This is a genomic window from Bacillus sp. V3B (assembly GCF_024494465.1).
In the GTDB taxonomy this organism is placed as follows: domain Bacteria; phylum Bacillota; class Bacilli; order Bacillales; family Cytobacillaceae; genus Bacillus_BD.
Map to the genome: position 1 here is coordinate 15,578 of NZ_JAETXM010000019.1, position 25,846 is coordinate 41,423.

The 25,846-nt window shown below is 37.0% G+C and carries 23 protein-coding genes and 4 tRNA genes; 26 read left to right on the forward strand and 1 reads right to left on the reverse strand.

Annotated elements, in window-relative coordinates; genetic code table 11:
* Window positions 1-128 precede the first annotated feature (128 nt).
* The 6 genes from mnmG (at window position 129) to JMM81_RS17345 (ending at window position 6,578) form a co-directional block, all read left to right on the forward strand.
* Window positions 129-2,018 (forward strand): tRNA uridine-5-carboxymethylaminomethyl(34) synthesis enzyme MnmG, encoded by a 1,890-nt coding sequence (mnmG, locus tag JMM81_RS17320; protein WP_256242819.1) that lies wholly within the window; start codon window positions 129-131, stop codon window positions 2,016-2,018.
* Window positions 2,019-2,048: 30 nt separating this feature from the next.
* Window positions 2,049-2,765 (forward strand): 16S rRNA (guanine(527)-N(7))-methyltransferase RsmG, encoded by a 717-nt coding sequence (rsmG, locus tag JMM81_RS17325; RefSeq protein ID WP_256242820.1) that lies wholly within the window; start codon window positions 2,049-2,051, stop codon window positions 2,763-2,765.
* A gap of 193 nt (window positions 2,766-2,958) precedes the next feature.
* Window positions 2,959-3,855 carry a nucleoid occlusion protein gene (noc, locus tag JMM81_RS17330; protein ID WP_256242860.1) on the forward strand — a complete coding sequence of 299 codons (897 nt, stop codon included), beginning with the start codon at window positions 2,959-2,961 and terminating at the stop codon, window positions 3,853-3,855.
* A gap of 321 nt (window positions 3,856-4,176) precedes the next feature.
* On the forward strand, window positions 4,177-4,938 hold the full coding sequence (locus JMM81_RS17335) for a ParA family protein (protein WP_256242821.1): 762 nt from the start codon (window positions 4,177-4,179) through the stop codon (window positions 4,936-4,938).
* A complete protein-coding gene (locus JMM81_RS17340) occupies window positions 4,931-5,785 on the forward strand; it encodes a ParB/RepB/Spo0J family partition protein (RefSeq protein WP_256242822.1) in 855 nt (284 codons plus the stop codon). Before JMM81_RS17335 ends, JMM81_RS17340 begins: the two co-directional genes overlap by 8 nt.
* A gap of 79 nt (window positions 5,786-5,864) precedes the next feature.
* Window positions 5,865-6,578: a DUF554 domain-containing protein gene (locus JMM81_RS17345; protein ID WP_256242823.1), complete on the forward strand. Its 714-nt coding sequence runs from the start codon at window positions 5,865-5,867 to the stop codon at window positions 6,576-6,578.
* Between the two features lie 52 nt (window positions 6,579-6,630).
* Here the strand turns inward: JMM81_RS17345 and yyaC are convergent, their stop codons facing one another.
* Window positions 6,631-7,266 (reverse strand): spore protease YyaC, encoded by a 636-nt coding sequence (gene yyaC, locus JMM81_RS17350; protein WP_256242824.1) that lies wholly within the window; start codon window positions 7,264-7,266, stop codon window positions 6,631-6,633.
* 350 nt (window positions 7,267-7,616) lie between these two features.
* On the opposite strand from yyaC, the gene JMM81_RS17355 reads away from it, so the two are divergent.
* The 20 genes from JMM81_RS17355 to JMM81_RS17450 all read left to right on the forward strand — a co-directional run bounded on the left by JMM81_RS17355 (window position 7,617) and on the right by JMM81_RS17450 (window position 25,720).
* Window positions 7,617-7,814 (forward strand): DUF951 domain-containing protein, encoded by a 198-nt coding sequence (locus JMM81_RS17355; RefSeq protein WP_256242825.1) that lies wholly within the window; start codon window positions 7,617-7,619, stop codon window positions 7,812-7,814.
* Between the two features lie 264 nt (window positions 7,815-8,078).
* Window positions 8,079-9,179 carry a redox-regulated ATPase YchF gene (gene ychF, locus JMM81_RS17360; RefSeq protein ID WP_256242826.1) on the forward strand — a complete coding sequence of 367 codons (1,101 nt, stop codon included), beginning with the start codon at window positions 8,079-8,081 and terminating at the stop codon, window positions 9,177-9,179.
* Between the two features lie 202 nt (window positions 9,180-9,381).
* Window positions 9,382-9,669 carry a 30S ribosomal protein S6 gene (gene rpsF, locus JMM81_RS17365; protein ID WP_256242861.1) on the forward strand — a complete coding sequence of 96 codons (288 nt, stop codon included), beginning with the start codon at window positions 9,382-9,384 and terminating at the stop codon, window positions 9,667-9,669.
* Between the two features lie 71 nt (window positions 9,670-9,740).
* A complete protein-coding gene (gene ssb / locus JMM81_RS17370; protein ID WP_256242827.1) occupies window positions 9,741-10,259 on the forward strand; it encodes a single-stranded DNA-binding protein in 519 nt (172 codons plus the stop codon).
* 60 nt (window positions 10,260-10,319) lie between these two features.
* Window positions 10,320-10,556, forward strand: a complete 237-nt coding sequence (gene rpsR, locus JMM81_RS17375) for a 30S ribosomal protein S18 (protein ID WP_256242862.1) — start codon at window positions 10,320-10,322, stop codon at window positions 10,554-10,556.
* A gap of 324 nt (window positions 10,557-10,880) precedes the next feature.
* Window positions 10,881-11,816 (forward strand): YybS family protein, encoded by a 936-nt coding sequence (locus JMM81_RS17380; protein ID WP_256242828.1) that lies wholly within the window; start codon window positions 10,881-10,883, stop codon window positions 11,814-11,816.
* 29 nt (window positions 11,817-11,845) lie between these two features.
* Window positions 11,846-13,819 carry a DHH family phosphoesterase gene (locus tag JMM81_RS17385; RefSeq protein ID WP_256242829.1) on the forward strand — a complete coding sequence of 658 codons (1,974 nt, stop codon included), beginning with the start codon at window positions 11,846-11,848 and terminating at the stop codon, window positions 13,817-13,819.
* Window positions 13,816-14,262 carry a 50S ribosomal protein L9 gene (rplI, locus tag JMM81_RS17390; RefSeq protein ID WP_256242830.1) on the forward strand — a complete coding sequence of 149 codons (447 nt, stop codon included), beginning with the start codon at window positions 13,816-13,818 and terminating at the stop codon, window positions 14,260-14,262. Before JMM81_RS17385 ends, rplI begins: the two co-directional genes overlap by 4 nt.
* A 468-nt stretch (window positions 14,263-14,730) precedes the next feature.
* Window positions 14,731-16,098: a replicative DNA helicase gene (gene dnaB, locus JMM81_RS17395; RefSeq protein WP_256242831.1), complete on the forward strand. Its 1,368-nt coding sequence runs from the start codon at window positions 14,731-14,733 to the stop codon at window positions 16,096-16,098.
* A 234-nt stretch (window positions 16,099-16,332) separates the two neighbouring features.
* Window positions 16,333-17,625, forward strand: a complete 1,293-nt coding sequence (locus tag JMM81_RS17400) for an adenylosuccinate synthase (RefSeq protein WP_256242832.1) — start codon at window positions 16,333-16,335, stop codon at window positions 17,623-17,625.
* A 266-nt stretch (window positions 17,626-17,891) separates the two neighbouring features.
* Window positions 17,892-17,967: transfer RNA gene (locus JMM81_RS17405), tRNA-Lys, on the forward strand.
* 14 nt (window positions 17,968-17,981) lie between these two features.
* A tRNA-Glu gene (locus JMM81_RS17410) sits at window positions 17,982-18,053 on the forward strand.
* Between the two features lie 32 nt (window positions 18,054-18,085).
* Window positions 18,086-18,162: transfer RNA gene (locus tag JMM81_RS17415), tRNA-Asp, on the forward strand.
* 292 nt (window positions 18,163-18,454) lie between these two features.
* A tRNA-Phe gene (locus JMM81_RS17420) sits at window positions 18,455-18,527 on the forward strand.
* A 357-nt stretch (window positions 18,528-18,884) separates the two neighbouring features.
* Complete coding sequence (yycF, locus tag JMM81_RS17425) at window positions 18,885-19,595, forward strand: response regulator YycF (RefSeq protein WP_256242833.1); 711 nt, start codon at window positions 18,885-18,887, stop codon at window positions 19,593-19,595.
* Window positions 19,596-19,601: 6 nt separating this feature from the next.
* Complete coding sequence (gene walK / locus JMM81_RS17430; protein ID WP_256242834.1) at window positions 19,602-21,434, forward strand: cell wall metabolism sensor histidine kinase WalK; 1,833 nt, start codon at window positions 19,602-19,604, stop codon at window positions 21,432-21,434.
* Window positions 21,431-22,744: a YycH family regulatory protein gene (locus tag JMM81_RS17435; protein WP_256242835.1), complete on the forward strand. Its 1,314-nt coding sequence runs from the start codon at window positions 21,431-21,433 to the stop codon at window positions 22,742-22,744. Before walK ends, JMM81_RS17435 begins: the two co-directional genes overlap by 4 nt.
* The gene (locus JMM81_RS17440; protein WP_256242836.1) at window positions 22,731-23,561 is read left to right on the forward strand and encodes a two-component system regulatory protein YycI; all 831 of its coding nucleotides are present in this window, start codon (window positions 22,731-22,733) and stop codon (window positions 23,559-23,561) included. The genes JMM81_RS17435 and JMM81_RS17440 overlap by 14 nt, the downstream gene beginning before the upstream one ends.
* 14 nt (window positions 23,562-23,575) lie before the next feature.
* On the forward strand, window positions 23,576-24,370 hold the full coding sequence (locus JMM81_RS17445; protein ID WP_256242837.1) for an MBL fold metallo-hydrolase: 795 nt from the start codon (window positions 23,576-23,578) through the stop codon (window positions 24,368-24,370).
* Window positions 24,371-24,493: 123 nt separating this feature from the next.
* Window positions 24,494-25,720: a S1C family serine protease gene (locus JMM81_RS17450; protein ID WP_305367840.1), complete on the forward strand. Its 1,227-nt coding sequence runs from the start codon at window positions 24,494-24,496 to the stop codon at window positions 25,718-25,720.
* Window positions 25,721-25,846: the final 126 nt, after the last annotated feature.

The window sequence follows — 25,846 nt, forward strand, 5'->3', positions numbered from 1 at the left end:
GCACAAGCAGGCTTGGCTTAAGACCTTTAGCAGATCGCCGCTAGAGCTTGACAATAAGAAAAGGCCGGCTAAAAGTGCAACATCCTGTGTAAGTAAAGTGATTTTTTAGAAATATAGGAGGCAATACCATGCAATATGAAGCAGGTAATTTTGATGTCATTGTCATTGGTGCCGGACATGCAGGTTGTGAGGCTGGATTAGCAGCAGCTCGCCTTGGTGCCAAAACATTAATGATAACAATTAATTTAGATATGGTCGCTTTTATGCCATGTAACCCATCTGTGGGAGGACCAGCAAAAGGAATCGTCGTTAGAGAAATTGATGCCCTTGGTGGAGAAATGGGCAAAAATATCGATAAAACGTATATTCAAATGCGCATGCTGAATACAGGAAAAGGTCCAGCTGTTCGTGCCTTACGTGCACAAGCTGATAAGGTTTCCTATCAGTATGAAATGAAAAAGACCCTCGAAGATGAAGAAAACCTAACCTTAGTACAAGGGATGGTTGAGAGATTAATCGTTGAAGATGGTGTCTGTCAAGGTATTATTACAAAAACAGGTGCGATTTATCATGCAACAACCGTCGTCATCACAACTGGAACCTATCTTCGTGGTGAAGTCATCCTCGGGGAATTAAAATATTCAAGTGGCCCTAATAATCAACAGCCTGCTATAAAGCTCTCAGAGCATTTAGAGGAGCTTGGTTTTGATTTAGTTCGTTTTAAAACGGGTACGCCGCCACGAATTAACAGTAATACAATTGATTATAGTAAAACAGAAATTCAGCCAGGAGATGATGCTCCTCGTGCCTTTTCATATGAAACGACAAAATTTATTACAGATCAACTACCATGTTGGCTTACTTACACAAATGGGAATACACATCAACTAATTGATGACAACCTGCACCGTTCACCCATGTTTTCCGGTATGGTTAAAGGGACAGGAGCTCGCTATTGTCCTTCCATCGAAGATAAAGTCGTTCGTTTCAATGATAAGCCAAGACATCAAATTTTCCTTGAACCAGAAGGTAGAAATACACAGGAAGTGTATGTTCAAGGTCTCTCAACTAGTTTACCTGAAGATGTGCAGCACAATATATTAAAAACGATACCTGGATTAGAAAATGCACAAATGATGCGACCTGGGTATGCGATTGAATATGATGCAGTCGAACCATCTCAATTATGGCCAACATTAGAAACGAAAAAAATCAAAAATCTTTATACGGCGGGACAAATTAACGGGACATCTGGCTATGAAGAAGCAGCAGGACAAGGCCTGATGGCAGGCATTAATGCCGGATTAAAGGCGATTGGAAAAGAAGAACTTATTTTGAGCCGTTCCGATGCTTATATCGGTGTATTGATTGATGATCTTGTTACAAAAGGAACAAATGAGCCATATCGTTTACTGACATCTAGAGCGGAATACCGATTGCTCCTTCGCCATGATAATGCTGACTTACGTCTTACGGAAATAGGCTATAGAATAGGGCTTATTTCTCCAGAACGTTATGAACGCTTTACAAAAAAGAAACAGGAAATTGAAGAGGAGAAGAGCCGTCTTCATAACCTAAGACTTAAACCGAATCAAGAAGTTCAAGAGTTGATTAAAAGTGTAGGTGGCAGCGAGCTTAAAGATGGCATAAGAGCCTCGGATTTATTAAAACGTCCAGAAATGACTTATGAACATATTGAAACTTTAGTGAAAAATGAAATAGAGCTTGATTATGAAATAAAAGAACAAGTAGAAATTCAAATTAAGTACGAAGGCTATATTGAAAAATCACTTCAGCAAGTGGATCGTCTAAAGAAAATGGAAAATAAGAAGATACCAGAGAATATTGATTATGATGCGATTAATGGGCTTGCTACAGAAGCCAGACAAAAACTAAAAAAAATACATCCATTATCTCTTGCGCAAGCTTCAAGGATTTCAGGAGTCAATCCTGCTGATATTTCGATCTTACTTGTTTATTTAGAACAGGGCAAAATTGCAAAAGTATCGAATGAGTAATTTAAGTAAGAGTTAAGAAAGGATTTGCCGATGAATACGGAACAATTTATCAGCTTGCTTGCGGAGAAAGGGATTTCCCTTACTTCGCAGCAAATCAAACAATATGAAACCTATTATGAAACGCTCGTTGAGTGGAATGAAAAAATGAATTTAACAGCCATTACTGAAAAACAAGAGGTTTATTTAAAGCATTTTTTTGATTCCATTACAGCTGGATTTTACTTTAACTTTGATCAACCGTTGCATGTTTGCGATGTGGGTGCGGGAGCGGGATTTCCAAGTATCCCCATTAAAATAGCATTTCCAAAGATACATGTTACAATCGTTGATTCGCTTAATAAAAGAATTCACTTTCTAGAGCATCTAGCCGATCAACTTCAACTTGACCATGTTCGTTTTATCCATGACCGTGCAGAAACATTTGGTCAACTGAAAGAACACCGCGAAGCTTATGATATTGTGACTGCCAGAGCTGTAGCCAGAATGTCTGTATTAAGTGAACTATGTCTGCCTCTTGTGAAAATAGGGGGTACCTTTATTGCAATGAAGGGTGCTAGTGGAAAGGAAGAAGTGGATGCTAGCACAAAGGCCATTGCTTTATTTGGTGGGGTAGTAAAAGAATCCTTTGCCTTTTCTCTTCCCTTTGAAGAAAGTGAAAGGAATATTTATTTCATTCAAAAACAAAAGTCAACTCCAAAGAAATATCCTCGAAAACCAGGAACACCTAATCGCAGTCCTATTGAGTAGAGTTACTTTTTCCTTGAAAATATGGCATAATTCTTTATAAAAGAATTGATTGCGGTTATGAAATTGGAGTAATTCGTAGACCTATTTTATAGATTAAACGATGAAGAGACCAATATTCCATTTTTTTCTGGAAGGAATTGTCGTTTTTTTAGAGAATATGTAATAGGGAGTTTCGTAAAGGTGGTGCAGGGTGGTGAAGCATTCTTTTTCACGCTTTTTTGGCCTCGGCGAAAAGGGAGAACAGATGGAAATAGACAAATCAGTGGAATCTACTGATCTTGAAGAAGTAGTAGAAGTGGAAAATGAGGAAATAAAAAAAATACCTATTAATCAAATTGTACCTAATCGCTTTCAACCGAGAACGGTATTTGATGATGAGAAAATTGAGGAATTATCTCGTACGATTCATACTCATGGGATTATTCAACCGATTGTAGTAAGGGAATTTGAATACGATAGATTTGAAATTATTGCTGGTGAGCGAAGATGGCGAGCGATGAAAAAGCTCGGTTGGGATACGGCACCTGCTATTATTAAAAATTTTAATGATACAGAAACGGCTTCTGTTGCCTTAATTGAGAACCTTCAAAGGGAAGAGCTTTCACCAATAGAAGAAGCCATTGCTTATGGAAAGTTACTTGAACTTCATGAGTTAACACAGGAAGCATTGGCTCAGCGACTTGGAAAAGGACAATCAACGGTTGCAAATAAATTGAGATTACTTAAGCTTCCACAAGAAGTACAGGATGCTTTATTAAATAAAACGATCACTGAACGCCATGCACGTTCACTTATTCCGCTAAAAGATTCAGAAAAACAAGTAATATTGCTAATGGAAATCATTGAAAAAGGCTTGAATGTTAAACAAACGGAAGATCGTGTTGGCAAATTACTTGAACAGACACGAGAAAAACCAAAACCGAAAAGAAAAGCATTTAGTAAGGATATGAGAATTGCTGTCAATACGATTCGCCAATCTTTATCAATGGTTTCAGATAATGGGATTAACCTTGATGCGCAAGAGGAAGAGTTTGATGAGTATTACCAATTCACGATTAAAATTCCAAAAAAAAATAATAGAGAAAGCTAAATGCTTGTAGACTTATCTCTTTGCTATTACAATACTTTATATTTTTCTATCATAATAAAGAGAAACTAAACATTACGCTTTAGTTTCTCTATTTTTAATATTCTGATACTTATTAAGCATTTGGATACTTATTTTAGAGAGCCTCCTAGTTGTATCTTTTAAGAAAAACTCTATTATCCTCTTATATTCATGATAAAATAGATTACATGCTTGGTAGTTTATGTATTTAATAATAGGCTTCGTTAAACCATGATGTTGAAGCTATAAAACTGATAAAAAAACAAAAGTATGATTTCCATGGAAATAAAGGTAGGTGACAACGTGGGAAAAGTGATTTCAATAGCAAACCAAAAAGGAGGAGTCGGAAAGACGACTACTTCTGTTAATTTAGGGGCGTGCTTAGCTTATCTAGGAAAAAAGGTTTTATTAGTAGATGTTGATCCACAGGGGAATACGACAAGTGGTATCGGAATTGAGAAAGCGGATGTTGATCAATGTATATATGATGTATTAGTTGAGGATGTTGAAGCAAGCCAAGTCATAAGGCCGACAGTTGTTGAAAACCTCTATTCCATCCCTGCTACTATTCAACTTGCAGGAGCAGAAATTGAATTGGTTCCGACAATTTCTAGGGAAGTCCGTTTAAAAAGGGCATTGGAAAAGATCATAGATGAATATGATTATATTTTAATTGATTGTCCCCCTTCTCTTGGGTTGTTAACTCTTAATGCATTAACGGCTTCAGACTCCGTCCTCATTCCTGTTCAATGTGAGTATTATGCATTAGAAGGACTCAGTCAGCTTTTAAATACAGTCCGTCTTGTCCAAAAACATTTAAACAATGATTTAAAAGTAGAAGGTGTATTATTGACTATGCTTGATGCAAGAACCAATCTTGGCATTCAAGTCATTGAAGAAGTAAAGAAATATTTTCAAGATAAAGTATATACAACCATTATTCCTAGAAATGTTCGTCTAAGTGAGGCTCCCAGTCATGGTGAACCGATTATCATCTATGATCCTAAGTCTCGTGGTGCTGAAGTGTATTTAGATTTGGCAAAGGAAGTGGTTCGGAATGGCTAAAGGTCTTGGAAAGGGACTAGATGCTTTTTTCTCAAATGCTGAGGTTGACCAGGAAGAAGTGATTAAGGAAATCAGTATTAAGACATGTAGACCCAATCCTTATCAACCTCGAAAAGTCTTTGATATAGAAGCAATTGAAGAGTTAAAACAATCTATACTAGAGCATGGGATCTTACAACCTCTTATTGTAAGAAAAGCGATTAAAGGGTATGAAATTGTTGTTGGTGAAAGACGTTTCCGGGCAGCCAAAGCAGCGGGACTTGAAAAAGTACCAGTGGTGATTCGAGAAATGACAGAACAGCAAATGATGGAGCTAGCTGTATTAGAAAACTTACAACGTGAGGATTTAACGCCTATTGAAGAGGCTGCTGCTTATCAATTGCTCATGGAAAAATTAAAAGTCACCCAAGAGGAATTAGCTAAACGTCTTGGGAAAAGTAGACCACATATTGCAAATCATGTTCGTTTGTTGACACTTCCAACTAAAATTCAAGAGTTAATTTCCGAAGGGGAAATCTCAATGGGACATGGTCGTGCAATACTTGGACTCCAAAATAAGGAATCAATTCCTGTTGTCGTTGAGAAAATACTGAAGGAAGGATTAAATGTTCGCCAACTTGAACAATTGGTCCAACAATTAAATGAGAATGTTTCACGTGAAACAAAAAAGCCAATAAAAGAGAAAGATGTCTTTATAAAAGAACAAGAGTCAACCCTTCGTGAAAGATTCGGAACGACTGTTCATATAAAGCAAACAAAGAATAAAGGGAAAATTGAAATTGAGTTCTTTTCAAAAGATGACTTAGATCGTATTTTAGAAATGCTGGAAACAAAACAAGGATACTAAACCATCATTCCAATGGATGGTTTTTTTTTTATGTTTTAGCGAGAACAGCCGTGTTTTTCTTATGAAAGGAGAAAATAATATGTTTTTGTTAGGGGCAATTGTGAATGGCGTGCTTATTATTGTAGGGTCTTTGATAGGTAGACTTTTTAATCGAATTCCAGAAAAAATGAGAAGTACAGTCATGTATGCGATTGGGATGGCTGTCATTGTTTTAGGAATTCAAATGGGATTGAAAAGTGAAAACTTTTTGATCGTTATTATCAGTCTTGTGTTTGGATCTATGATCGGTGAATACTTAGAATTGGAAGATAAACTAAATAATCTGGGATTGTGGCTGGAACATAAAATAGGTTCTAAAGCAAAAGGAAGTATTTCACAAGGTTTTGTCACAGCAACGTTAATCTTTGCTATTGGTGCAATGTCTATCCTTGGTGCAATGGATAGTGGAATTCGTGGTGATCACCAAGTGCTTTATACGAAAGGGATTCTTGATGGATTTACTGCTTTTATTTTAACAACTACCCTAGGGATGGGTGTCATTTTCTCTGCTATACCCGTATTTTTATACGAAGGTCTTATTGCACTATTCGCTACACAAATTGATCGCATTGTCCCCACTGTTTTAATGGATCAATTTATTATGGAGATGACCGCTGTAGGCGGGGTTATGATCATGACTATTGGTTTCAATGTAATAGGATTGACAAAGATTAGGGTAGCTAATCTTTTACCAGGTCTTGTGGTAGTCGCTTTGGTGGTTATGATCCTTTATTTTTATCAGCTTTATTTGTAGATAAATTTATTAGAGCGCCGCTTTCAAAATAGAAGGAGAAAGCGGCATAAGGCTAATTTGTCTGTTCCTGATCTTGATCCAGTGTCCACTGCAATTTGGGAAAGGAGTGTTTTAATTCATATAACTTACTTGCATTGTAGATTCCGTCTGCAATGGTTTTTGCGATTTGCATGACTAGATGTAATCTTGTATTTTGAAGTACAAAGTATTCCATAAATCCACTTACATTTACAATACCTGTAATATGAATATCCCCAACATCTGGAAGTTCCTTATTAACGCCAGATCCTGGCTTAACAGGCCCACTGCCTATTTGGATGATTCCGACACTTTTTAAACGTCCTAAGCAGGCATCGATTCCTATAATAAATGGATTGATATGATTTGTTTTGATTTCGTTTAATTTCTCAGCTAGATTTAAGGCATGGATGGGGTTTTCTAATGATCCATATACATGAAAGGGATAGGGTGTCTTTTCTTTAAGTAAGGTTCCAATTAATGGTCCTAATGAATCACCTGTTGATCGATCAGTTCCAATACAAACGAATATGATGGGTCTGCGGCTTAATGCAGTAGGTATTAAGGAAAATAATTCCTCTGCTACTCTGTTTGCGGAGTCATGCTCATCGTGAATAATTCTTACTTCATCATTCATTATCTTTTTAAATAAATTAGATTTATAGTTCAAGATACACTCTCCCCCTAATTTAATAGCTGGAAATAAATCGAAAACTTTTCGTGCCTTGCACAAGATGCGCTGACATCAACGTTGATCACAGGAATTGGGTTTTCAGTCGACGATTTTTCCATAAGACGCCTACGCTTTTCTATTAGTATACGACCTTTTTTGGATATCTATACATACACTGCTATACTTAATTTTAAAAGAAAAAGTAGGATAGGTTGTTTTTTGTTAAAAGTTAATAGTAGGGATGGCATTTTAGTCTTCAAAGAGAATGAAGGAATTGATAAAATAGACTTAATTTAATTGAAATCAAGGTTATTATGTATGTGATAACTGAATAGGAGGATTTCATTGTGGAAGAAAAGGACTTTGGGTTAAACGATGTTGTAGAAATGAAAAAGGCTCATCCATGTGGAGCAAATCGTTGGAAAATCATTCGATTAGGTATGGATATTCGCATAAAGTGTGAAGGTTGCTCACATAGTGTATTAATTCCAAGAAAAGAGTTTACTCGGAAAATGAAAAAAATGCTCGTTAAACATGAAGAATAAGCAACATCATCCTTTACTTACACAACCTGTGCTGATGTCAAACCGTTTGTGTCGTACAGGATGTGGTTGCAACGGGACGTTTCATTTTTAACCGGTCACTTTTAGGATTGTCTAGCTCCAGTAGCTGATCGAGTGCTTGCGCTTTTCTTATTAAATATCTATAATTGTTGGAGGTCTTTATTCGTTTGTATTGGTGGAATGACATAATTTCATTTGAAATATAAGATTAATTATTTGAGTTCATATACTTGAGGAGTGACGAGGATGGCTTTAACAGCTGGAATAGTGGGTTTACCGAATGTTGGGAAATCTACTTTGTTTAATGCAATTACACAAGCAGGTGCAGAGTCTGCTAATTATCCATTTTGTACAATTGACCCCAATGTTGGAATTGTTGAAGTACCAGATGAACGGTTAAACAAATTAACTGAACTTGTTCAACCGAAAAAAACAGTACCAACTACATTTGAATTTACTGATATTGCTGGGATTGTGAAAGGAGCAAGTAAAGGTGAAGGGTTGGGAAATAAATTCCTTTCACATATTCGTGAAGTAGATGCCATTTGTCAAGTTGTTCGTTGTTTTGCAGATGATAATATTACACATGTTTCTGGACAGGTTGATCCAATTGATGATATTGAAACGATTAATCTGGAATTAATTTTAGCTGACCTTGAATCAGTCGAAAAACGAATTGGTCGTGTTGAAAAACTCTCAAAACAGAAAGATAAAGATGCATTAGTTGAATTTGAAGTGCTTAAAAAATTAAGAGAGGCTTTTGAAGCAGAAAAGCCGGCAAGAACTGTTGAATTTACAGAAGAGCAACTAAAGACCGCTAAAGGGCTTCATCTCCTTACCATTAAACCAGTATTATATGTAGCAAATGTGGGAGAAGATGATGTTGCAAATCCTTCAGAGAATGAATATGTTCAAAGGGTCAAAGAGTTCGCTTCGCAGGACCAGGCAGAAGTGATCGTTATCTGTGCCAAAATTGAAGAAGAAATCGCAGAGCTCGAAGGGGAAGAAAAGGAAATGTTCCTTTCTGAACTAGGAATTGCAGAGTCTGGCCTTGATCAGTTAATTAGAGCTGCTTATAGTTTACTTGGACTAGCTACTTATTTTACTGCCGGTGTTCAAGAAGTTCGCGCATGGACATTCCGCAACGGTATGAAAGCACCACAATGTGCGGGAGTAATCCACTCGGACTTTGAAAAAGGCTTTATTCGTGCTGAAACGGTTTCATATGAAGACCTTTTAGCAGCAGGGAACATGGTGGCGGCTAAAGAGGCTGGAAAAGTTCGTCTTGAAGGAAAAGAATATATTGTAAAAGACGGAGACGTTATGCATTTCCGTTTTAACGTATAATAGACACTCCTACCCCTCTGATATCGAATGGTCAGAGGGGGTTTTTAAAATGACAACACAATTGTTAGAAAAGGGAAACTACTTTTACTAGTATTCAACGTTGCTATTCCTTTATTATTATGATATAATTCACTCTTGTGAGTAATTAATAATTGCTCCTTGCCCCATTGTGGGCCGTTTAGACCAAAAGGAGGTGAACGTGATGAGAAAGTACGAAGTAATGTACATCATCCGCCCAAATATTGAAGACGAAGCTAAAAAAGCTCTTGTTGAGCGTTTTAATGGGATCTTAACAGATAATGGTGCGGAAATAGTCGATTCAAAAGACTGGGGTAAACGTCGTCTTGCATACGAAATCAATGATTTCCGTGATGGTTACTACCAACTAATGCATGTTAACGCTGGACCAGTTGCGGTTGAAGAATTTAACCGTTTAGCTAAAATCAGCGAAGATATCATTCGCTATATTGTTGTTAAAGACGAAAAATAAGACTGATATAAATGATTTTCGATTCACTTGTTTCATGTGAAATAAGTATTTGGAGGAAGGAGTTGATTCTGATGATGAATCGTGTTGTTTTAGTTGGTCGTTTAACGAAAGATCCTGAGCTACGTTATACGCCAAATGGGGTTGCAGTAGCTTCTTTTACCTTAGCTGTGAACCGTAGCTTTACCAATCAACAGGGTGAGCGTGAGACGGACTTTATTAATTGCGTTGTTTGGCGTCGTCCGGCAGAAAACGTAGCAAACTTCTTGAAAAAGGGTAGCCTTGCTGGTGTTGATGGTCGAATTCAAACACGTAATTATGAAGGACAAGATGGCAAACGCGTTTATGTCACTGAGGTGCTAGCGGAAAGTGTACAATTCCTTGAACCGAAAGGAAGTTCCGGTGGAGGAAGAGGAGATTATGCTAACTCTAATTCTGGTGGTGGTCCACAGGATTCTCCATATAGTAACAACAATCAGAATCAACAACGCCAACCTAATGATCGAAATAAACAAGGTTATACTCGTTTAGATGAAGATCCATTCGCACAAGATGGTAAAATTGACATTTCTGACGATGATCTTCCATTCTAATAAAGTAGCGACTTGAACGTAATGTAAAACATATTTGTAAAGGAGTGACGCATAATGGCAATGGGTGGACGCAGAGGCGGTCGTGCAAAACGTCGTAAAGTTTGCTACTTTACTGCAAACGGAATTACACATATCGACTATAAAGACACAGACCTTCTAAAAAAATTCGTTTCTGAACGTGGTAAAATTTTACCTCGTCGTGTTACAGGAACAAGCGCTAAATACCAACGTAAATTAACATCTGCAATTAAACGTTCTCGTACGATGGCATTACTTCCATACGTAACTGGAGAATAATAAAAGCGGAAGCGCCTCGTTCACTCCCAACAAGCATAAGATGAGCCAGCAAGAAGATTGTTCTTTAACCTTCTTGCTGGATTAGCTTATGACCTCGAGGGGGTAGGCACTGTAGCTAGACATAAAGAAAAGGACATCATTTCTGGTGTCCTTTTTTATTTGAGCTTATCTTATAGTAAAAGGTTCCTCCCATCCTTACTAATTAGTCTTCTTAGGCATTGGCTTTAATCGTTTCTCTTTTGTACTCAGTGTAAGTTGGTTGAAGATCGATATAATTGTCTGTAGAATAGACTAATAAGGATGACCTAAGTTAGGAGTGTAAAATTGAAAAATGTACATAAGCTGACAGAAGGAGCTATTTTATTAACCGTCTTTACTGTCATATTACTGATTACCATTTATGTGCCTATTCTTGGTGCTGTGATAAATTTATTTTTATCTCTTCCCTTTATTTTTTTCTCGGCAAAAAATAATCGTAAAGAGTCATTCGTTTTTTTAGTGGCTTCCCTTTTACTCTCGCTTATTGTTGGTACTTTCTTGGCCATTCCATTAACGCTTGCTTATGGTTTGACAGGACTTGTAATAGGTGACTTTATTCGCCATAAAAGAGGAAAAGGAGCAGGATTTATCGCTGGCTCTATCACTTTTCTCCTTAACTTAGTTGTTCAATATGCGGTTGCCGTGGCCTTTTTTAAAGTGGATTTTATTAAACAAAGCATGGAGTTATTTAAACAATCGATTGAGCAATCAAAAGATCTATTAAGCGTTCTAGGTCAGGAACCAAATGCTGCTTTGTTCGATCAATTTAACTCAGCTATAGACACACTTCAATCGTTAACACCTAGTTTGTTTGTGATGGCTGCCTGTGTTGCTGTATTTGTTATTCAGTTAGTATCCTTTCCTATTGTAAAAAGATTTGGAATAAAAGTGGAAGATTCGAAGCCATTTAGAGAGCTAGCACTACCGAGAAATTTATTGTTTTACTTTTTAATTGCTTTGCTATTATCCCTGATCCTCCAACCTGAAATTGGAAGTTACCTCTATTTGGCTTTAACAAATATCATGTTTATAATACAATTGGTTGTGTTAGTGCAGGGATTGTCTTTTATTTGGTATATTAGCCATTTAAAGGGGTGGCCAAGAGCTGTCCCTATTATAGTGACAGTGTTATTATTCATCATGCCAATATTACTTTATATTGTTTGGATTTTAGGTATAATTGATTTAGGATTTGATTTACGAAAAAGGATAAAAAAATAACTACACACTACTGTTCAGGAGCTGAAAGTATGCCTTCATATTTAAAAAAACAGTCCATGAGCTATCTTTTATATGGATTAATGGGTGTAACAGTGGTGATTCTAGGGCTGGTTGCCTACTATAATTTAATATTAAGTATTGTTGGGTTTATTCTATCAGGTCTCTTCTTTTTACTCATTTTGCTATTGGATCAGCGGCAAAGAAACGAAATGGAAGAGTATATTGCAACTCTATCTTATCGGGTAAAAAAAGTTGGAGAAGAAGCACTGATGGAGATGCCAATTGGTATTGTGCTAATTAATGATGATTATTATATTGAATGGGCGAACCCCTTTATTTCATCCTGTTTTTCTGAAGATACGTTAATTGGAAGGTCGTTGTATGATGTGGCTGAGTCTGTGGTTCCTTTAATTAAGCAAGAAGTAGAGACAGAAATTGTTACTCTACATGAACGAAGGTTTCGTGTGATACATAAGCGGGCTGAGAAGCTTCTTTATTTTCTAGATGTAACGGAACAGGCTGAGATTGAGAAGCTTTATGAGGAAGAACGAACGGTTATCGCTGTTATTTTTCTAGATAATTATGATGATGTGACACAAGGAATGGATGATCCAACGAGAAGTGCTTTAAATAATTCGGTTACTTCCATCTTGAATAAGTGGGCACAAGAAAGTGGCGCGTTTTTAAAACGAGTGTCCTCTGATCGTTATATCGCTGTTTTTAATGAATCGATTCTACAGGATCTTGAAAAAGGAAAGTTCACGATTTTAGATGATGTCAGGGAGTCAACAGCTAAGCAGAATGTTCCTCTCACATTAAGTATTGGTGTCGGGACAGGTGTTTCATCATTGCCAGAACTTGGTGCACTTGCTCAATCCAGCTTGGATCTTGCTTTAGGAAGAGGAGGCGACCAAGTAGCCATTAAACAATCAAATGGTAAGGTCAAATTCTTTGGCGGTAAAACAAATCCAGTTGAAAAAAGGACTAGGGTTCGGGCACGAGTGATTTCTCACGCTCTGAAGGAATTGGTTGTTGAAAGTAAAAAGGTCATTATTATGGGTCATAAAAGTCCAGATATGGATGCCATTGGGGCTTCTATTGGAATTTTAAAAATAGCACAAATGAACCAACGTGAGGGTTACATTGTCGTTAACTTTGAAGATATTGATACTAGTGTTAAACGATTAATGGAGGAAGCAAGAAAGAATGAGGCCTTGTTTTCTCGGTTTATTTCTTCAGAGCAAGCAATGGAACTAGCAACGGAAGGTACTTTACTTGTTGTCGTTGATACACATAAACCTTCGATGGTCATAGAGGAAAGATTGTTATCGAAAATTGATCATGTTGTGGTCATTGACCATCATCGACGCGGGGAAGATTTTATTAGTCACCCTTTGCTTGTTTATATGGAACCTTATGCTTCCTCTACAGCTGAGCTTGTGACTGAACTACTTGAATATCAGCCAAAACACGGTAAACTTGAAATGTTAGAGGCAACAGCCCTCTTGGCAGGGATTATTGTAGATACAAAGAGTTTTACGCTAAGAACAGGTGCCAGGACCTTTGATGCAGCTTCCTATTTAAGAGCACATGGTGCTGATACAGTACTTGTTCAAAAGTTTTTAAAAGAAGATGTAAAGATGTATGTAAGAAGAGGAAAACTGATTGAAACAGTTATCTTCTATCATGATGGTATTGCTATTGCAAAGGGGAATGATGATGAGCTATACGATCAAGTATTGCTTGCTCAAACAGCGGATACTCTGTTAACAATGGACGGAGTGAAGGCTTCCTTTGTAATCTCAAAACGTTCAGAAAATATCATTGGAATTAGTGCTCGTTCCTTAGGTGAAGTCAATGTGCAAATCATTATGGAGGCACTTAATGGGGGCGGTCATTTAACAAATGCTGCAACACAATTAACTGAAGTCTCGATCGAAGAGGCAGAGCAAAGGCTGAAGATAGCGATCGATGATTATTTTGAAGGGAGAAAAAAAGAATGAAAGTTATATTTTTAAAAGATGTTAAAGGTAAGGGTAAAAAGGGTGAAGTGAAAAATGTAGCTGATGGTTACGCACATAATTTCTTGCTTAAGCAAGGCTTGGCCGTTGAAGCAAATCAAGCAAATGTGAGTTCACTAAATGCGCAAAAGAAAAAAGAGGAAAAACATGCTGAAGAAGAATTGGCAGAAGCAAAAGAGTTAAAAGCAACGATCGATGACATTACTGTGGAATTGACTGCTAAGTCTGGAGAAGGTGGTCGTTTATTTGGTTCGATCACGAGCAAACAAATTGCAGCAGAGTTACAAAAAAAACATGGCATTAAAATAGATAAGCGTAAACTTGAATTAGAAGATGCAATTCGTTCATTAGGGTATACAAAGGTACCTGTGAAACTACATACAGAAGTGACAGCTACTTTAAATGTTCATGTAAAAGAAGCCTAAAGAGATTGCAGTATACTTAATTTGGAAGTTTCATTTTAGAAGAAACATGTTAGAATTATAAGTGTCGAGAATGTGGTCAGGTTTCTGATCATATTTCTTCTAATCGTTGAAATTCACAAGAAAAATTCTTATAAGTTCCCTTTATCTACTTAATGTTAACATAGATCACAGTTGGGATAGATTTACGTGATCTGTGTTTATTGGTTGAATGAGGGGCTTTTTTGTTTGATCTATTTATTACTTAATGATAAAAAAGTACACTAGATTACTAGAGAAGAAAGTTCCTTTTAGGAAAGTAAAGAATTATTTTTCTAGACTTAGATAGCTGTTTAGTACAAGTAGCCTACTCCTCGAGAGTCTCACAAGCTTGTCTTATGATTGTCAGGAGTGAGCATTGTAATTTAGCATAAGCTTGTTTTGTTCCAAAGGTGCTTATGCTTTTCTTATAGAAGGGGGTTGGATTAATAGATGAGTGAATTATTGGCGGATCAACTTCCTCCACAGAATCTGGAGGCTGAACAGGCTGTATTAGGGGCTATTTTTCTTGAGCCGTCATCGCTTACACTGGCATCTGAAGTTTTACTTCCAGAAGATTTCTATCGTGGAGCCCATCAACGTATTTTTAATGCGATGTTGAAGCTGAATGATAAAGGCGAAGCTGTTGATTTAATTACGGTTACCGAAGAACTTGCAGCTACGAAATTATTAGAGGATACGGGTGGCATCAGTTATTTAAGTGAACTAGCTGGCTCTGTTCCAACAGCTGCTAATATTGAGTATTATGCAAAGATTGTGGAAGAAAAATCTATTCTTCGCAGACTCATTCGAACAGCAACGACTATTGCTCAAGATGGTTTTACTCGTGAAGATGAAGTTGAAGTATTGTTAGGTGAAGCTGAAAAAAATATTATGGAAGTTTCTCAAAGAAAGAAAGTTGGGGCCTTTCATCATATTAAGGACGTTTTAGTTCGCACATACGATAATATTGAAGTGATGCATAACCGAGTTGGAGAGATTACGGGGATTGCAACAGGTTTCGCAGAATTAGATACAATGACTGCTGGTTTCCAGCGTAATGACTTAATTATTGTAGGTGCTCGTCCCTCTGTTGGTAAAACAGCTTTTGCATTAAATATCGCTCAAAATGTAGCGACAAAAACAGATGAAAATGTAGCGATTTTTAGTCTGGAAATGGGAGCGGAACAACTTGTCATGCGTATGCTTTGTGCGGAAGGGAATATTGATGCCCAACGACTTCGTACAGGGTCGCTGACAGATGATGATTGGGGTAAGCTAACAATGGCAATGGGAAGCTTATCAAATGCTGGTATTTTCATTGATGATACACCTGGAGTAAGGGTGCAGGATATTCGTTCAAAATGTCGCCGCTTAAAGCAGGAACAAGGTGGCCTAGGGATGATTCTAATTGATTATTTACAGTTAGTACTAGGGAACGGACGATCTGGCGAAAACCGTCAACAAGAGGTTTCGGAAATTTCCCGGTCACTAAAAGCATTAGCTCGTGAATTGCAAGTACCTGTTATCGCCCTTTCTCAGCTTTCTCGTGGTGTAGAACAACGTCAAGATAAGCGCCCGATGATGTCAGATATCCGTGAATCAGGGAGTATTGAGCAGGATGCTGATATTGTTGCTTTCCTATATCGTGATGATTATTATGATAAAGAATCCGAGAATAAGAATATTATAGAGATCATCATTGCTAAGCAACGTAATGGTCCAACAGGGACTGTCTCTCTTGCCTTTGTGAAAGAATATAATAAATTCGTAAACTTAGAAAGGCGGTTTGATGACTCATCCATGCCGCCTGGTGCATAAAGTAAAATGTGTCTTAAATAGGGGGTTCAAAGACTTGCAGACCACTATCTGCAAGTCTTTTTTTTGACTATGTTAGTGAATCTAGACAAGATTACTAGTATGATATTTTTTACGAACATACTATTATGTTTATAATTAAATGTTCGGGTTTTATTGATTTTAGGGTAAATAATTGGTAAACTATAGTTTGTTTGTTAAAAATAATGATCGGAACCTATGGAGGTGCTTTTTTATATGTCATCGGTAGTAGTTGTTGGTACACAATGGGGAGATGAAGGAAAAGGGAAAATTACAGACTTTCTGTCGGAAAATGCTGAAGTAATTGCCCGTTATCAAGGTGGAAATAACGCTGGACATACAATTAAATTTAATGGTGAGACGTACAAGCTTCATTTAATTCCATCAGGGATATTCTATAAAGAAAAAGTTAGTGTGATCGGAAATGGAATGGTTGTCGATCCGAAGGCATTAGTTGAAGAGTTGGCGTATGTTCATGAAAAAGGTGTCACAACAGATAATCTTCGTATTAGTAATCGAGCACATGTGATTTTACCTTACCATATTCGCTTAGATGAGGTAGAAGAAGAACGTAAAGGTGCAAATAAAATTGGTACGACTAAAAAAGGAATTGGCCCTGCTTATATGGATAAAGCAGCTCGAATGGGAATTCGTATTGCTGACCTATTAGATCGTGAAGTATTTGAAGAAAAATTGGCTCATAATTTAAAAGAGAAAAATCGTATGTTAGAACGTTTTTATGAAACAGAAGGTTTTAACATCGAAGATATTTTGAACGAGTACTATGAGTATGGACAACAGATTAAACATTATGTATGTGATACATCTGTTGTACTAAATGATGCGCTTGATGATGGTCGTCGTGTTTTATTTGAAGGTGCACAAGGTGTTATGTTAGATATTGACCAAGGTACATACCCATTTGTTACATCATCCAATCCAGTAGCAGGTGGAGTAACCATTGGTTCAGGTGTTGGCCCATCAAAGATTACTCATGTTGTTGGTGTATGTAAAGCGTATACAACTCGTGTTGGTGATGGCCCTTTCCCTACTGAGTTAGATAATGAAATTGGACATCAAATTCGTGAGGTAGGTCGTGAGTACGGTACGACAACAGGACGTGCACGTCGTGTCGGCTGGTTTGACAGTGTTGTTGTTCGCCATGCACGTCGAGTAAGTGGGTTGACTGATCTTTCTCTAAATTCAATTGATGTTTTAACAGGTATTGATAAGCTGAAAATTTGTGTGGCTTATAAGTATAAAGGTGAAGTCATTGAGGAGTTTCCAGCAAGCTTGAAAGTGCTTGGAGAATGTGAGCCTGTATATGAAGAGCTTCCTGGTTGGAAAGAAGACATTACGGGATGTCACAGACTTGATGAGCTACCTGCTAATGCTCGCCACTATTTAGAGCGAGTTTCACAGTTAACAGGAATCCCGCTTTCCATTTTCTCTGTAGGACCTGATCGTGCACAAACAAATGTGATTCGCAGTCCTTGGCGTCAAAATTAATAGGAAGAAGAGAAGCTCTAGCGCTTCTCTTCTCTATTTTTTACTAATTCATATTTAAATAGGAAAATTTTTAAAAAGTAATTGCTTTTTTCTATTTTTTTATGATAATATAGTAAATGTCGTCACAAACGAATAAGTTTTATACGAGCCATTAGCTCAGTTGGTAGAGAAACGCAGCGTCTTGTAGGGGATGCGTTTTGCAACAAAAGCGAAAAGCTTTTGAAGCACAAGACCACAATCAAGATCTAAAATGAAAATTATTATACGAGCCATTAGCTCAGTTGGTAGAGCATCTGACTTTTAATCAGAGGGTCGAAGGTTCGAATCCTTCATGGCTCACCATTTTATTTTTGTAGGGCCCCTTGGTCAAGCGGTTAAGACACCGCCCTTTCACGGCGGTAACACGGGTTCGAATCCCGTAGGGGTCACTTTTTACTTTTAATACATGTTATATCAATTTGGTCCGGTAGTTCAGTTGGTTAGAATGCCTGCCTGTCACGCAGGAGGTCGCGGGTTCGAGTCCCGTCCGGACCGCCATTTTTATTCTAGTAGGTTTACCTACTATTTTTTTTTTACATATAGCATGGCTTAGTAGCTCAGTCGGTAGAGAAACGCAGCGTCCTGAAGAGGATGCGTTTTGCAACAAAAGCGAAAAGCTTTTGAAGCACAAGACCACTAGCTAAGTTTAGGACAAAATAATTTAATATGGCTTAGTAGCTCAGTCGGTAGAGAAACGCAGCGTCTTGAAGAGGATGCGTTTTGCAACAAAAGCGAAAAGCTTTTGAAGCATAAGACCACTAACTAAGTTTAGGGCAAAATAATTAAATATGGCTTAGTAGCTCAGTCGGTAGAGCAAAGGACTGAAAATCCTTGTGTCGGCGGTTCGATTCCGTCCTGAGCCATCCAAATTAACAAAAAGGGCATGAAGTAGCATGCTCTTTTTGTTGTTACATAAATTTAATTTCCTCGTCTTCCCCGCCTATCATGATGAAGAAAACTCCAACTTATAAGGAGTTATAATAGACGGTTCCTTCTATACGAATAAATACAAATAGCAAATCCAACAATTCATCGTGAGACATTCGACATCATACTGTAATAGGGGAAATATTCCCTATTGAAAAGGATGAATTCTAACAAATAAAATGATACAGTAAACTAGGGACCATATAGCTTTTTATAATGACTACTTTTACATTCACTATTCTAAAAATAGAGTAGATAGGATCATAAATAGAGAAACTGAAAGGATAGAGAATATGAATAAGAAAATTCTTGTTGTTGATGACGAAAAACCAATTGCAGATATATTACAATTTAATTTAAAAAAGGAAGGGTACGATGTCCATTGTGCCTATGATGGAAATCAAGCAGTAGAAATGGTTGAGCAAATCAAGCCTGATCTCATTTTGCTCGATATTATGCTTCCACAACGTGATGGAATGGAAGTATGCCGCGAAGTTCGTAAAAAGTATGAAATGCCGATTATTATGCTCACAGCCAAAGACTCCGAAATCGATAAAGTACTCGGCTTAGAATTAGGAGCAGATGATTATATTACAAAGCCGTTTAGCACAAGGGAATTAATTGCTCGAGTAAAAGCAAACTTAAGACGCCACCAGCAGAGTGCTAATACTGTGGAAGAGGAAGAAAAGAATGAAATTGAAATTGGCTTTTTAACGATACACCCTAATGCATATATGGTCTCAAAGCGGGGAGAAACGATTGAATTAACTCATCGTGAGTTCGAACTCCTTCATTATTTAGCGAAGCATATTGGACAAGTTATGACGAGAGAACATTTATTGCAAACCGTATGGGGCTATGATTATTTCGGCGATGTTCGGACAGTAGATGTAACTGTCAGACGTCTAAGAGAAAAAATCGAAGACAACCCGAGTCATCCGCTTTGGATTGTAACAAGAAGAGGGGTAGGCTACTATCTTCGAAATCCCGAGCAGGAGTCATGATGATTCATGAGAAAGGTTAAGTTTTTACAATCGATTCATCTAAAAACAGTCTTAATTTATATGCTTTTAGTATTGATTGCTATGCAAATCATTGGTGTTTATTTTGTCAGACAGTTAGAAACAACCTTAAAGGACAATTTTAAAACATCGATTCATGATAAGGTGAACTTACTTGCCTATTATTTAGAGGAACAAATTACGAAAGATAGGTTGCCAGCAGATGGTGGGGCAACTTTAGAAGGAGATATTAGAAATCTCCTTCGTGATTATCGTTCTACAGATATTTCAGAAGTAAGAGTGATTGACGGGGGATCGATAAAAGTACTAGGTACATCAGATCCTGATAATCAACAAATAGTAGGGCAAAAATCAACCGATACCAGAATACGTAGAGTGATTGCCACTGGACAATCAGATGATCAGGAAATGATTGATCCACAAACAGGAAAACGGATTTGGATCTTAGCAAGTCCGGTTTTCTCAAATAATGAAGTGGTTGGTGCCATCTATTTTGTATCAAAGATTGAAAATGTATTTGGACAAATGAGGCAAATTAATCAGATATTTTCAACCGGTACGGGGATAGCCTTGGCGATCACAGCCGTTCTAGGCATTTTACTTGCCAGAGCGATTACTAGGCCGATTACAGATATGAGAAGACAAGCCTTGGCCTTGGCTAAAGGAAACTATACTCGAAAAGTGAAAATTTACGGGCATGATGAAATTGGGCAATTAGCCTATACATTTAATAATTTAACGAAGAAACTCCAAGAGGCTCAATCGACAACAGAAAGCGAAAGACGAAAGCTAACATCTGTCCTTTCGTTTATGACAGATGGAGTGATTGCAACCGATCGCAGAGGTCGAGTAATTTTAATCAATGATCAAGGTGCAAAAATGTTGAATGTTTCACGTGAAACAGTACTCTCAACATCGATCGTTTCTCTTCTTGATCTGGAAGATGAGTATACATTTGAGGAGCTGATTTCAGAAAAGGAGTCGGTTATTCTTGATTATAGTACGCATTTAAATCCTTATATCTTACGGGCAAACTTTTCAGTCATTCAAAAAGAAACAGGCTTTGTTAATGGGTTAATTACAGTATTACATGATGTTACTGAACAAGAAAAGATCGAAATGGAGCGGCGTGAGTTCGTTGCTAACGTATCACATGAACTTCGAACGCCTTTAACGACTATGAGAAGTTATTTAGAGGCATTATCCGACGGTGCATGGAAGGATAAGGAGATTGCCCCAAACTTTCTTTGTGTCGCACAAAATGAAACAGAACGAATGATTCGTCTTGTAAACGATCTTCTACAGTTATCGAAAATGGACAATAAAGATTATCGCTTATCAAAAGAATGGGTGGATATCGTTCTTTTTTATCATAAGATTATTGACCGCTTTGAACTGACAAAAGATCAAAATGTTTTCTTTGAAAGAAACTTGCCAGAGAAAGCCATACTAGTTGAAATTGATCCCGATAAACTTACCCAAGTGCTTGATAATATTATTTCAAATGCTCTAAAATACTCACCTGAAGGAGGAAAAGTGACCTTTAGGATGAAAGAACAAGAAGAGCAAATTATTATCAGTATTACAGATCAAGGAGTTGGAATTCCAAAAGGAAATGTAGATAAAATTTTTGGGCGTTTTTATCGAGTTGATAAAGCTAGGACGAGAAAACTTGGTGGAACAGGTCTAGGTTTAGCTATTGCCAAGGAAATGGTTGAAGCTCATAATGGACAAATTTGGGCAAGAAGTATTGAGGGCAAAGGAACAACGATTTTCTTTAATTTGCCTTATGAAAAGATTGAGGAGGATGATTGGGAGTGACATATGAAAATATTAAATCCATCATCTTAATCACTCTTGTACTGATGAGTGCTCTATTAACTTGGAATTTATGGACATATCAACCACATTTCGAAGAATTGGAGAAAATAGATACGGTTCGAGAAGTGGCTTTTAGTGATAAAAAAGCTGTAAAGGAAATCTTACAACCCGATCAAATTATTTTTCATATTGGAAATTCCCATTATGGAACAATCTCTTCTAAGGAAATGGAAAAGGTCATCTACGAAGTGAGTCAGTGGAATTTGGATCGTTTTAAAAGGGTATCTTCAGATGAAATAAATATTTTCTCTTTAATAGAAAATCCAGATGTGGTGGAAATTCTTTATCCGGGATTGATTTCAATTAATGTCTATAAAAGCATTCTAGGAATTAAAGATCAAAATATCCCTCATTTTTATTTTGACCAGATTGTCATTGATTTACAATCTGAAAAGAATGAAAAAGGCGTGCTTTATTTCATATCCCGTGAAGACCAAAGAATTTATAAATCTACTGTACCTGTCTCCTCTCTTTCCAATTTTAAGGAGCGTTACTTTGAAGTAGCACAGCAATATAATCAATATTTCTCTCTTAATATGGGGGCAGAAAGAAAGATTTATTTACCTGAAAGCGAAACTGAAATGATGAACTATCAATATCTCTCCAAACCATTAGGTTCTAGTAAGTTTAAAGATGCATTATTCAGTGACCCTAGTCGCGTTCAGAAAAGCATTATTGCAATGGGTGAAGAATATACAGATGGATCGAATCTATTGAGGGAAGATACGGAAAAGAACCTAATTTCTTATATTGATCCAGCAGAAGTAGGGAGTCAGGCAATAAACTCTAATGATCTGATTAAAAAGAGTATCGATTTTGTTAATGGACATGGGGGATGGACAGATAGTTATCGTTTTGTTGGATTAGATAATGATCAGAAATCCGTTCATTTTCGTTTGTATGGACCAGAGGGCTATCCTATCTTTAGTGAAAATAGTAGTATTTCGGAAATTCTGCTTGTTTGGGGAAAAACAGACATTAGTCGTTATATTCGTAATAATTTTTCCTTCGGTTTAATTGGGGCGAGTTCTGAAAAAAAACTGGACTCTGGCCGAACAGCATTAGATAAAGTGAAAAAAATAGATAATTATAATCCTAATCTACTTCAAGATCTAAAAATCGGTTATCAAATGAAGTTGACTCAATCATTACTGATCCAATTAGAGCCAAGTTGGTTTTATTTATATGCTGGAGTTTGGAAGCAACTAAAGACAGAGGACTTGGGAGGGGAAAGTATTGGATTGGAGTAAGATTAAAACCATTTTTATTATTTCCTTCCTTATCCTCGACAGCTATTTAATGTATGAGTTTTTTAAAATGCAAGATGTTAATGAAATTGAAAAGCAGACGACAACAAATGCATCAATTGAAAAGCGTTTGATGGCAGATGAAATTGAATATGTGACATTGCCAAAGGGGTATGTAGAAGATCATTATTTAAAAGCAAAGCCAAAGGTGTTTACAGATGAAGATATACAAAATGAAATACTTGATGATCAAGTGATAGAGATCATAAGTGATACAGTGCTTGAATCAATATTAGAGGAACCCTTGGAAATTACGGATAATTTCGGACGATCTGAATTAAATAGTTATATTAAAAGTCACGTCTTAAATGGGGATCAATATCGCTTTTGGGAAAGAAGTATGGATGGGCGGACCATTACTTATTATCAGCATTTTGATGGAAAAACGTCATTTGGAAACATAAATGGAAGACTTGTTTTCGATATAAATGACGATAATGAAATTTATTCCTATACTCAAAGCTACTTTGAAGAGGTGAAAGAACTTTCTAAATCTGAAAAGATTATTCAACCGATAAATGCTATTGAAACACTTTATACAAATGGATTTTTACAACCGAAAAGTAAGATTACAGAAGTGGAGTTAGGTTATTATACACTTGTCCCACTTTCAGATAAAGCTCAAATATTGAATCCAGCCTGGTGTTTTGTTATCGATGGTAATGAAAACTTGTTTGTAAGTGCATTTGAAGGAAAGATTATTGAAGGGAAAATTATTGAAGGAAAGATTATTAATTTAAACAACAATGAGAAAAAATAGTGGAGTGAGGAATAATGGCTTTGCATTTTAGTGTTCTTGCAAGTGGGAGTACGGGAAATGCGACCTTTGTAGAAACAGAAGACCAAACTTTTTTGGTCGATGCGGGTTTTAGTGGCAAGCAAATGGAATCACTGTTTCAACAAATCGATCGTGATATCAAGAAACTTAATGGGATTTTTGTGACACATGAACATAGCGACCATATTAAAGGTGTCGGTATTCTTGCTCGTAAATATAAATTACCAATTTATGCGAATGAAAAAACATGGAAAGCAATGGATAAATCAATCGGAGACATTCCAACAGATCAGAAATTTATTTTTGGAATGGAAACAGTAAAGACCTTTGGCTCGCTCGATATTGAATCATTTGGTGTATCACATGATGCGGCTGAACCTATGTTTTATATTTTCCATCATGAAGGAAAGAAGCTTGTGCTTATTACTGATACAGGTTATGTGAGTGATCGAATGAAAGGGACAATTGCTAATGCAGATGCTTATTTATTTGAAAGTAATCATGATGTGAGTATGCTTCGGATGGGACGCTATCCTTGGAATATTAAACGAAGGATTTTAAGCGATGTTGGTCACGTATCAAATGAGGATGCTGCTTTTGCTATGAGTGATGTTGTAGGAGATCATACAAAGAGTATTTATCTTGCTCATTTAAGTACGGATAATAATATGAAGGACTTAGCAAGAATGGCGGTAACACAGACACTTGAAAGTAAAGGTATTATTGTCGGTGAGCAATTTTCTCTTTATGATACAGACCCGAAAACCCCTACCCCGCTTACACTTCTATAAAAAATAAGATTAGCAAAAAATGAAGACCTTTTGTTTAAGTTTTTAAAAAAGGATGAGTATAATAATGGATAGGTAGGTAAAATAAAACGTAGAGAAATATCGGGAGAAAGGATGGATGAAGCTTTGGGTTATTATGATCATGAAGGTGAAAATCAATATAGAAAACCAAAAGGAAAAAAGAGCGGTTTTTTTCTTAGTAGTTTGGCCGGTGCTGTAATTGGAGCATTGCTTGTTATTTTTACTGTACCAGCTCTCTCAAATTATGGCCTTCTCCCCTATTCTGTGCAACCGACTAACCAAATTGAAGTGAGGGAGAATACCGATAATAATGAGAATATAGTCACAAAGAATGTCTCACTAGAAGTAGAGACGGGTGTGACGAAGGCGGTTGAAAAGGCTGGTGATGCCGTTGTCGGAATTACGAATAACCAATCGACAAGTTTTTGGTCACAACAAGGTGGCAGTCAAGAAGCAGGAACGGGATCGGGTGTTATCTATAAAAAATCAGGTGGTAAAGCTTTTATTGTGACCAATAATCACGTCATTGAAGGAGCAGATCAACTTGATGTGACATTGGCAGATGGTACGAAGGTGCCTGCTGAGGTAAAAGGAAGTGATCCTTGGACAGACCTAGCTGTTATTGAAGTCGATGGAAGCTCAATTGAAACAGTTGCTGAATTTGGAGATTCCGATACGTTAAAGTCAGGTGAACCAGTCATAGCGATTGGAAATCCTTTAGGTTTAGGTTTCTCTGGATCTGTCACAAGTGGGATTATTTCAGGATTGGAACGAACAATTCCGGTTGATCTAAATATGGATGGTATAGAGGATTGGCAAGTGGAAGTTCTTCAGACGGATGCAGCGATAAATCCGGGTAATAGTGGTGGAGCGCTAATTAATATTGCTGGCCAAGTTATTGGAATTAATTCCATGAAAATTGCCCAAGAAGCGGTAGAAGGAATTGGTCTTTCGATTCCGATTAATACAGCAATCCCTATTATTGAGGATTTAGAGAAATATGGTGAAGTAAAAAGACCGGCAATGGGAATTCAACTTCGTAATCTAACAGAGGTGTCTTCTTATCATCAGCAGGAAACATTGTTGTTACCTAGAGATGTAAAAGAAGGTGTCATGATTGAAAGTATTGTACCGAATTCACCAGCAAATCGTGCAGGTCTAGAAGAGTTGGATGTGATCGTTGAAATGGACGGGGAGAAAATTACGGATGTGATTTCACTCCGAAAACATCTATATAATGAAAAGCAGATTGGCGATCAAATGGTCGTTAAATTCTATCGTGAAGGCAAACTGCAAGAAGCAAGTCTAACATTGGCCGGTGAAACATATTAGTTGTGGATAAACAATATTGACAGGAAGGCAAATGATGCTTTCCTGTTTTTTTTGTTATTATGGTATGATGAATATGTTATCCACATGTTGAAAAATAGGGAAACATGGAGTTTGTTTAGAAATAAG

Coding starts and splice junctions, on each gene's coding strand:
- mnmG (WP_256242819.1), top strand. CDS start 129: ATGCAATATGAAGCAGGTAATTTTGATGTCATTGTCATTGGTGCCGGA.
- rsmG (WP_256242820.1), top strand. CDS start 2,049: ATGAATACGGAACAATTTATCAGCTTGCTTGCGGAGAAAGGGATTTCC.
- JMM81_RS17340 (WP_256242822.1), top strand. CDS start 4,931: ATGGCTAAAGGTCTTGGAAAGGGACTAGATGCTTTTTTCTCAAATGCT.
- JMM81_RS17345 (WP_256242823.1), top strand. CDS start 5,865: ATGTTTTTGTTAGGGGCAATTGTGAATGGCGTGCTTATTATTGTAGGG.
- ychF (WP_256242826.1), top strand. CDS start 8,079: ATGGCTTTAACAGCTGGAATAGTGGGTTTACCGAATGTTGGGAAATCT.
- rpsF (WP_256242861.1), top strand. CDS start 9,382: ATGAGAAAGTACGAAGTAATGTACATCATCCGCCCAAATATTGAAGAC.
- ssb (WP_256242827.1), top strand. CDS start 9,741: ATGATGAATCGTGTTGTTTTAGTTGGTCGTTTAACGAAAGATCCTGAG.
- rpsR (WP_256242862.1), top strand. CDS start 10,320: ATGGGTGGACGCAGAGGCGGTCGTGCAAAACGTCGTAAAGTTTGCTAC.
- JMM81_RS17385 (WP_256242829.1), top strand. CDS start 11,846: ATGCCTTCATATTTAAAAAAACAGTCCATGAGCTATCTTTTATATGGA.
- rplI (WP_256242830.1), top strand. CDS start 13,816: ATGAAAGTTATATTTTTAAAAGATGTTAAAGGTAAGGGTAAAAAGGGT.
- dnaB (WP_256242831.1), top strand. CDS start 14,731: ATGAGTGAATTATTGGCGGATCAACTTCCTCCACAGAATCTGGAGGCT.
- JMM81_RS17400 (WP_256242832.1), top strand. CDS start 16,333: ATGTCATCGGTAGTAGTTGTTGGTACACAATGGGGAGATGAAGGAAAA.
- yycF (WP_256242833.1), top strand. CDS start 18,885: ATGAATAAGAAAATTCTTGTTGTTGATGACGAAAAACCAATTGCAGAT.
- walK (WP_256242834.1), top strand. CDS start 19,602: ATGAGAAAGGTTAAGTTTTTACAATCGATTCATCTAAAAACAGTCTTA.
- JMM81_RS17445 (WP_256242837.1), top strand. CDS start 23,576: ATGGCTTTGCATTTTAGTGTTCTTGCAAGTGGGAGTACGGGAAATGCG.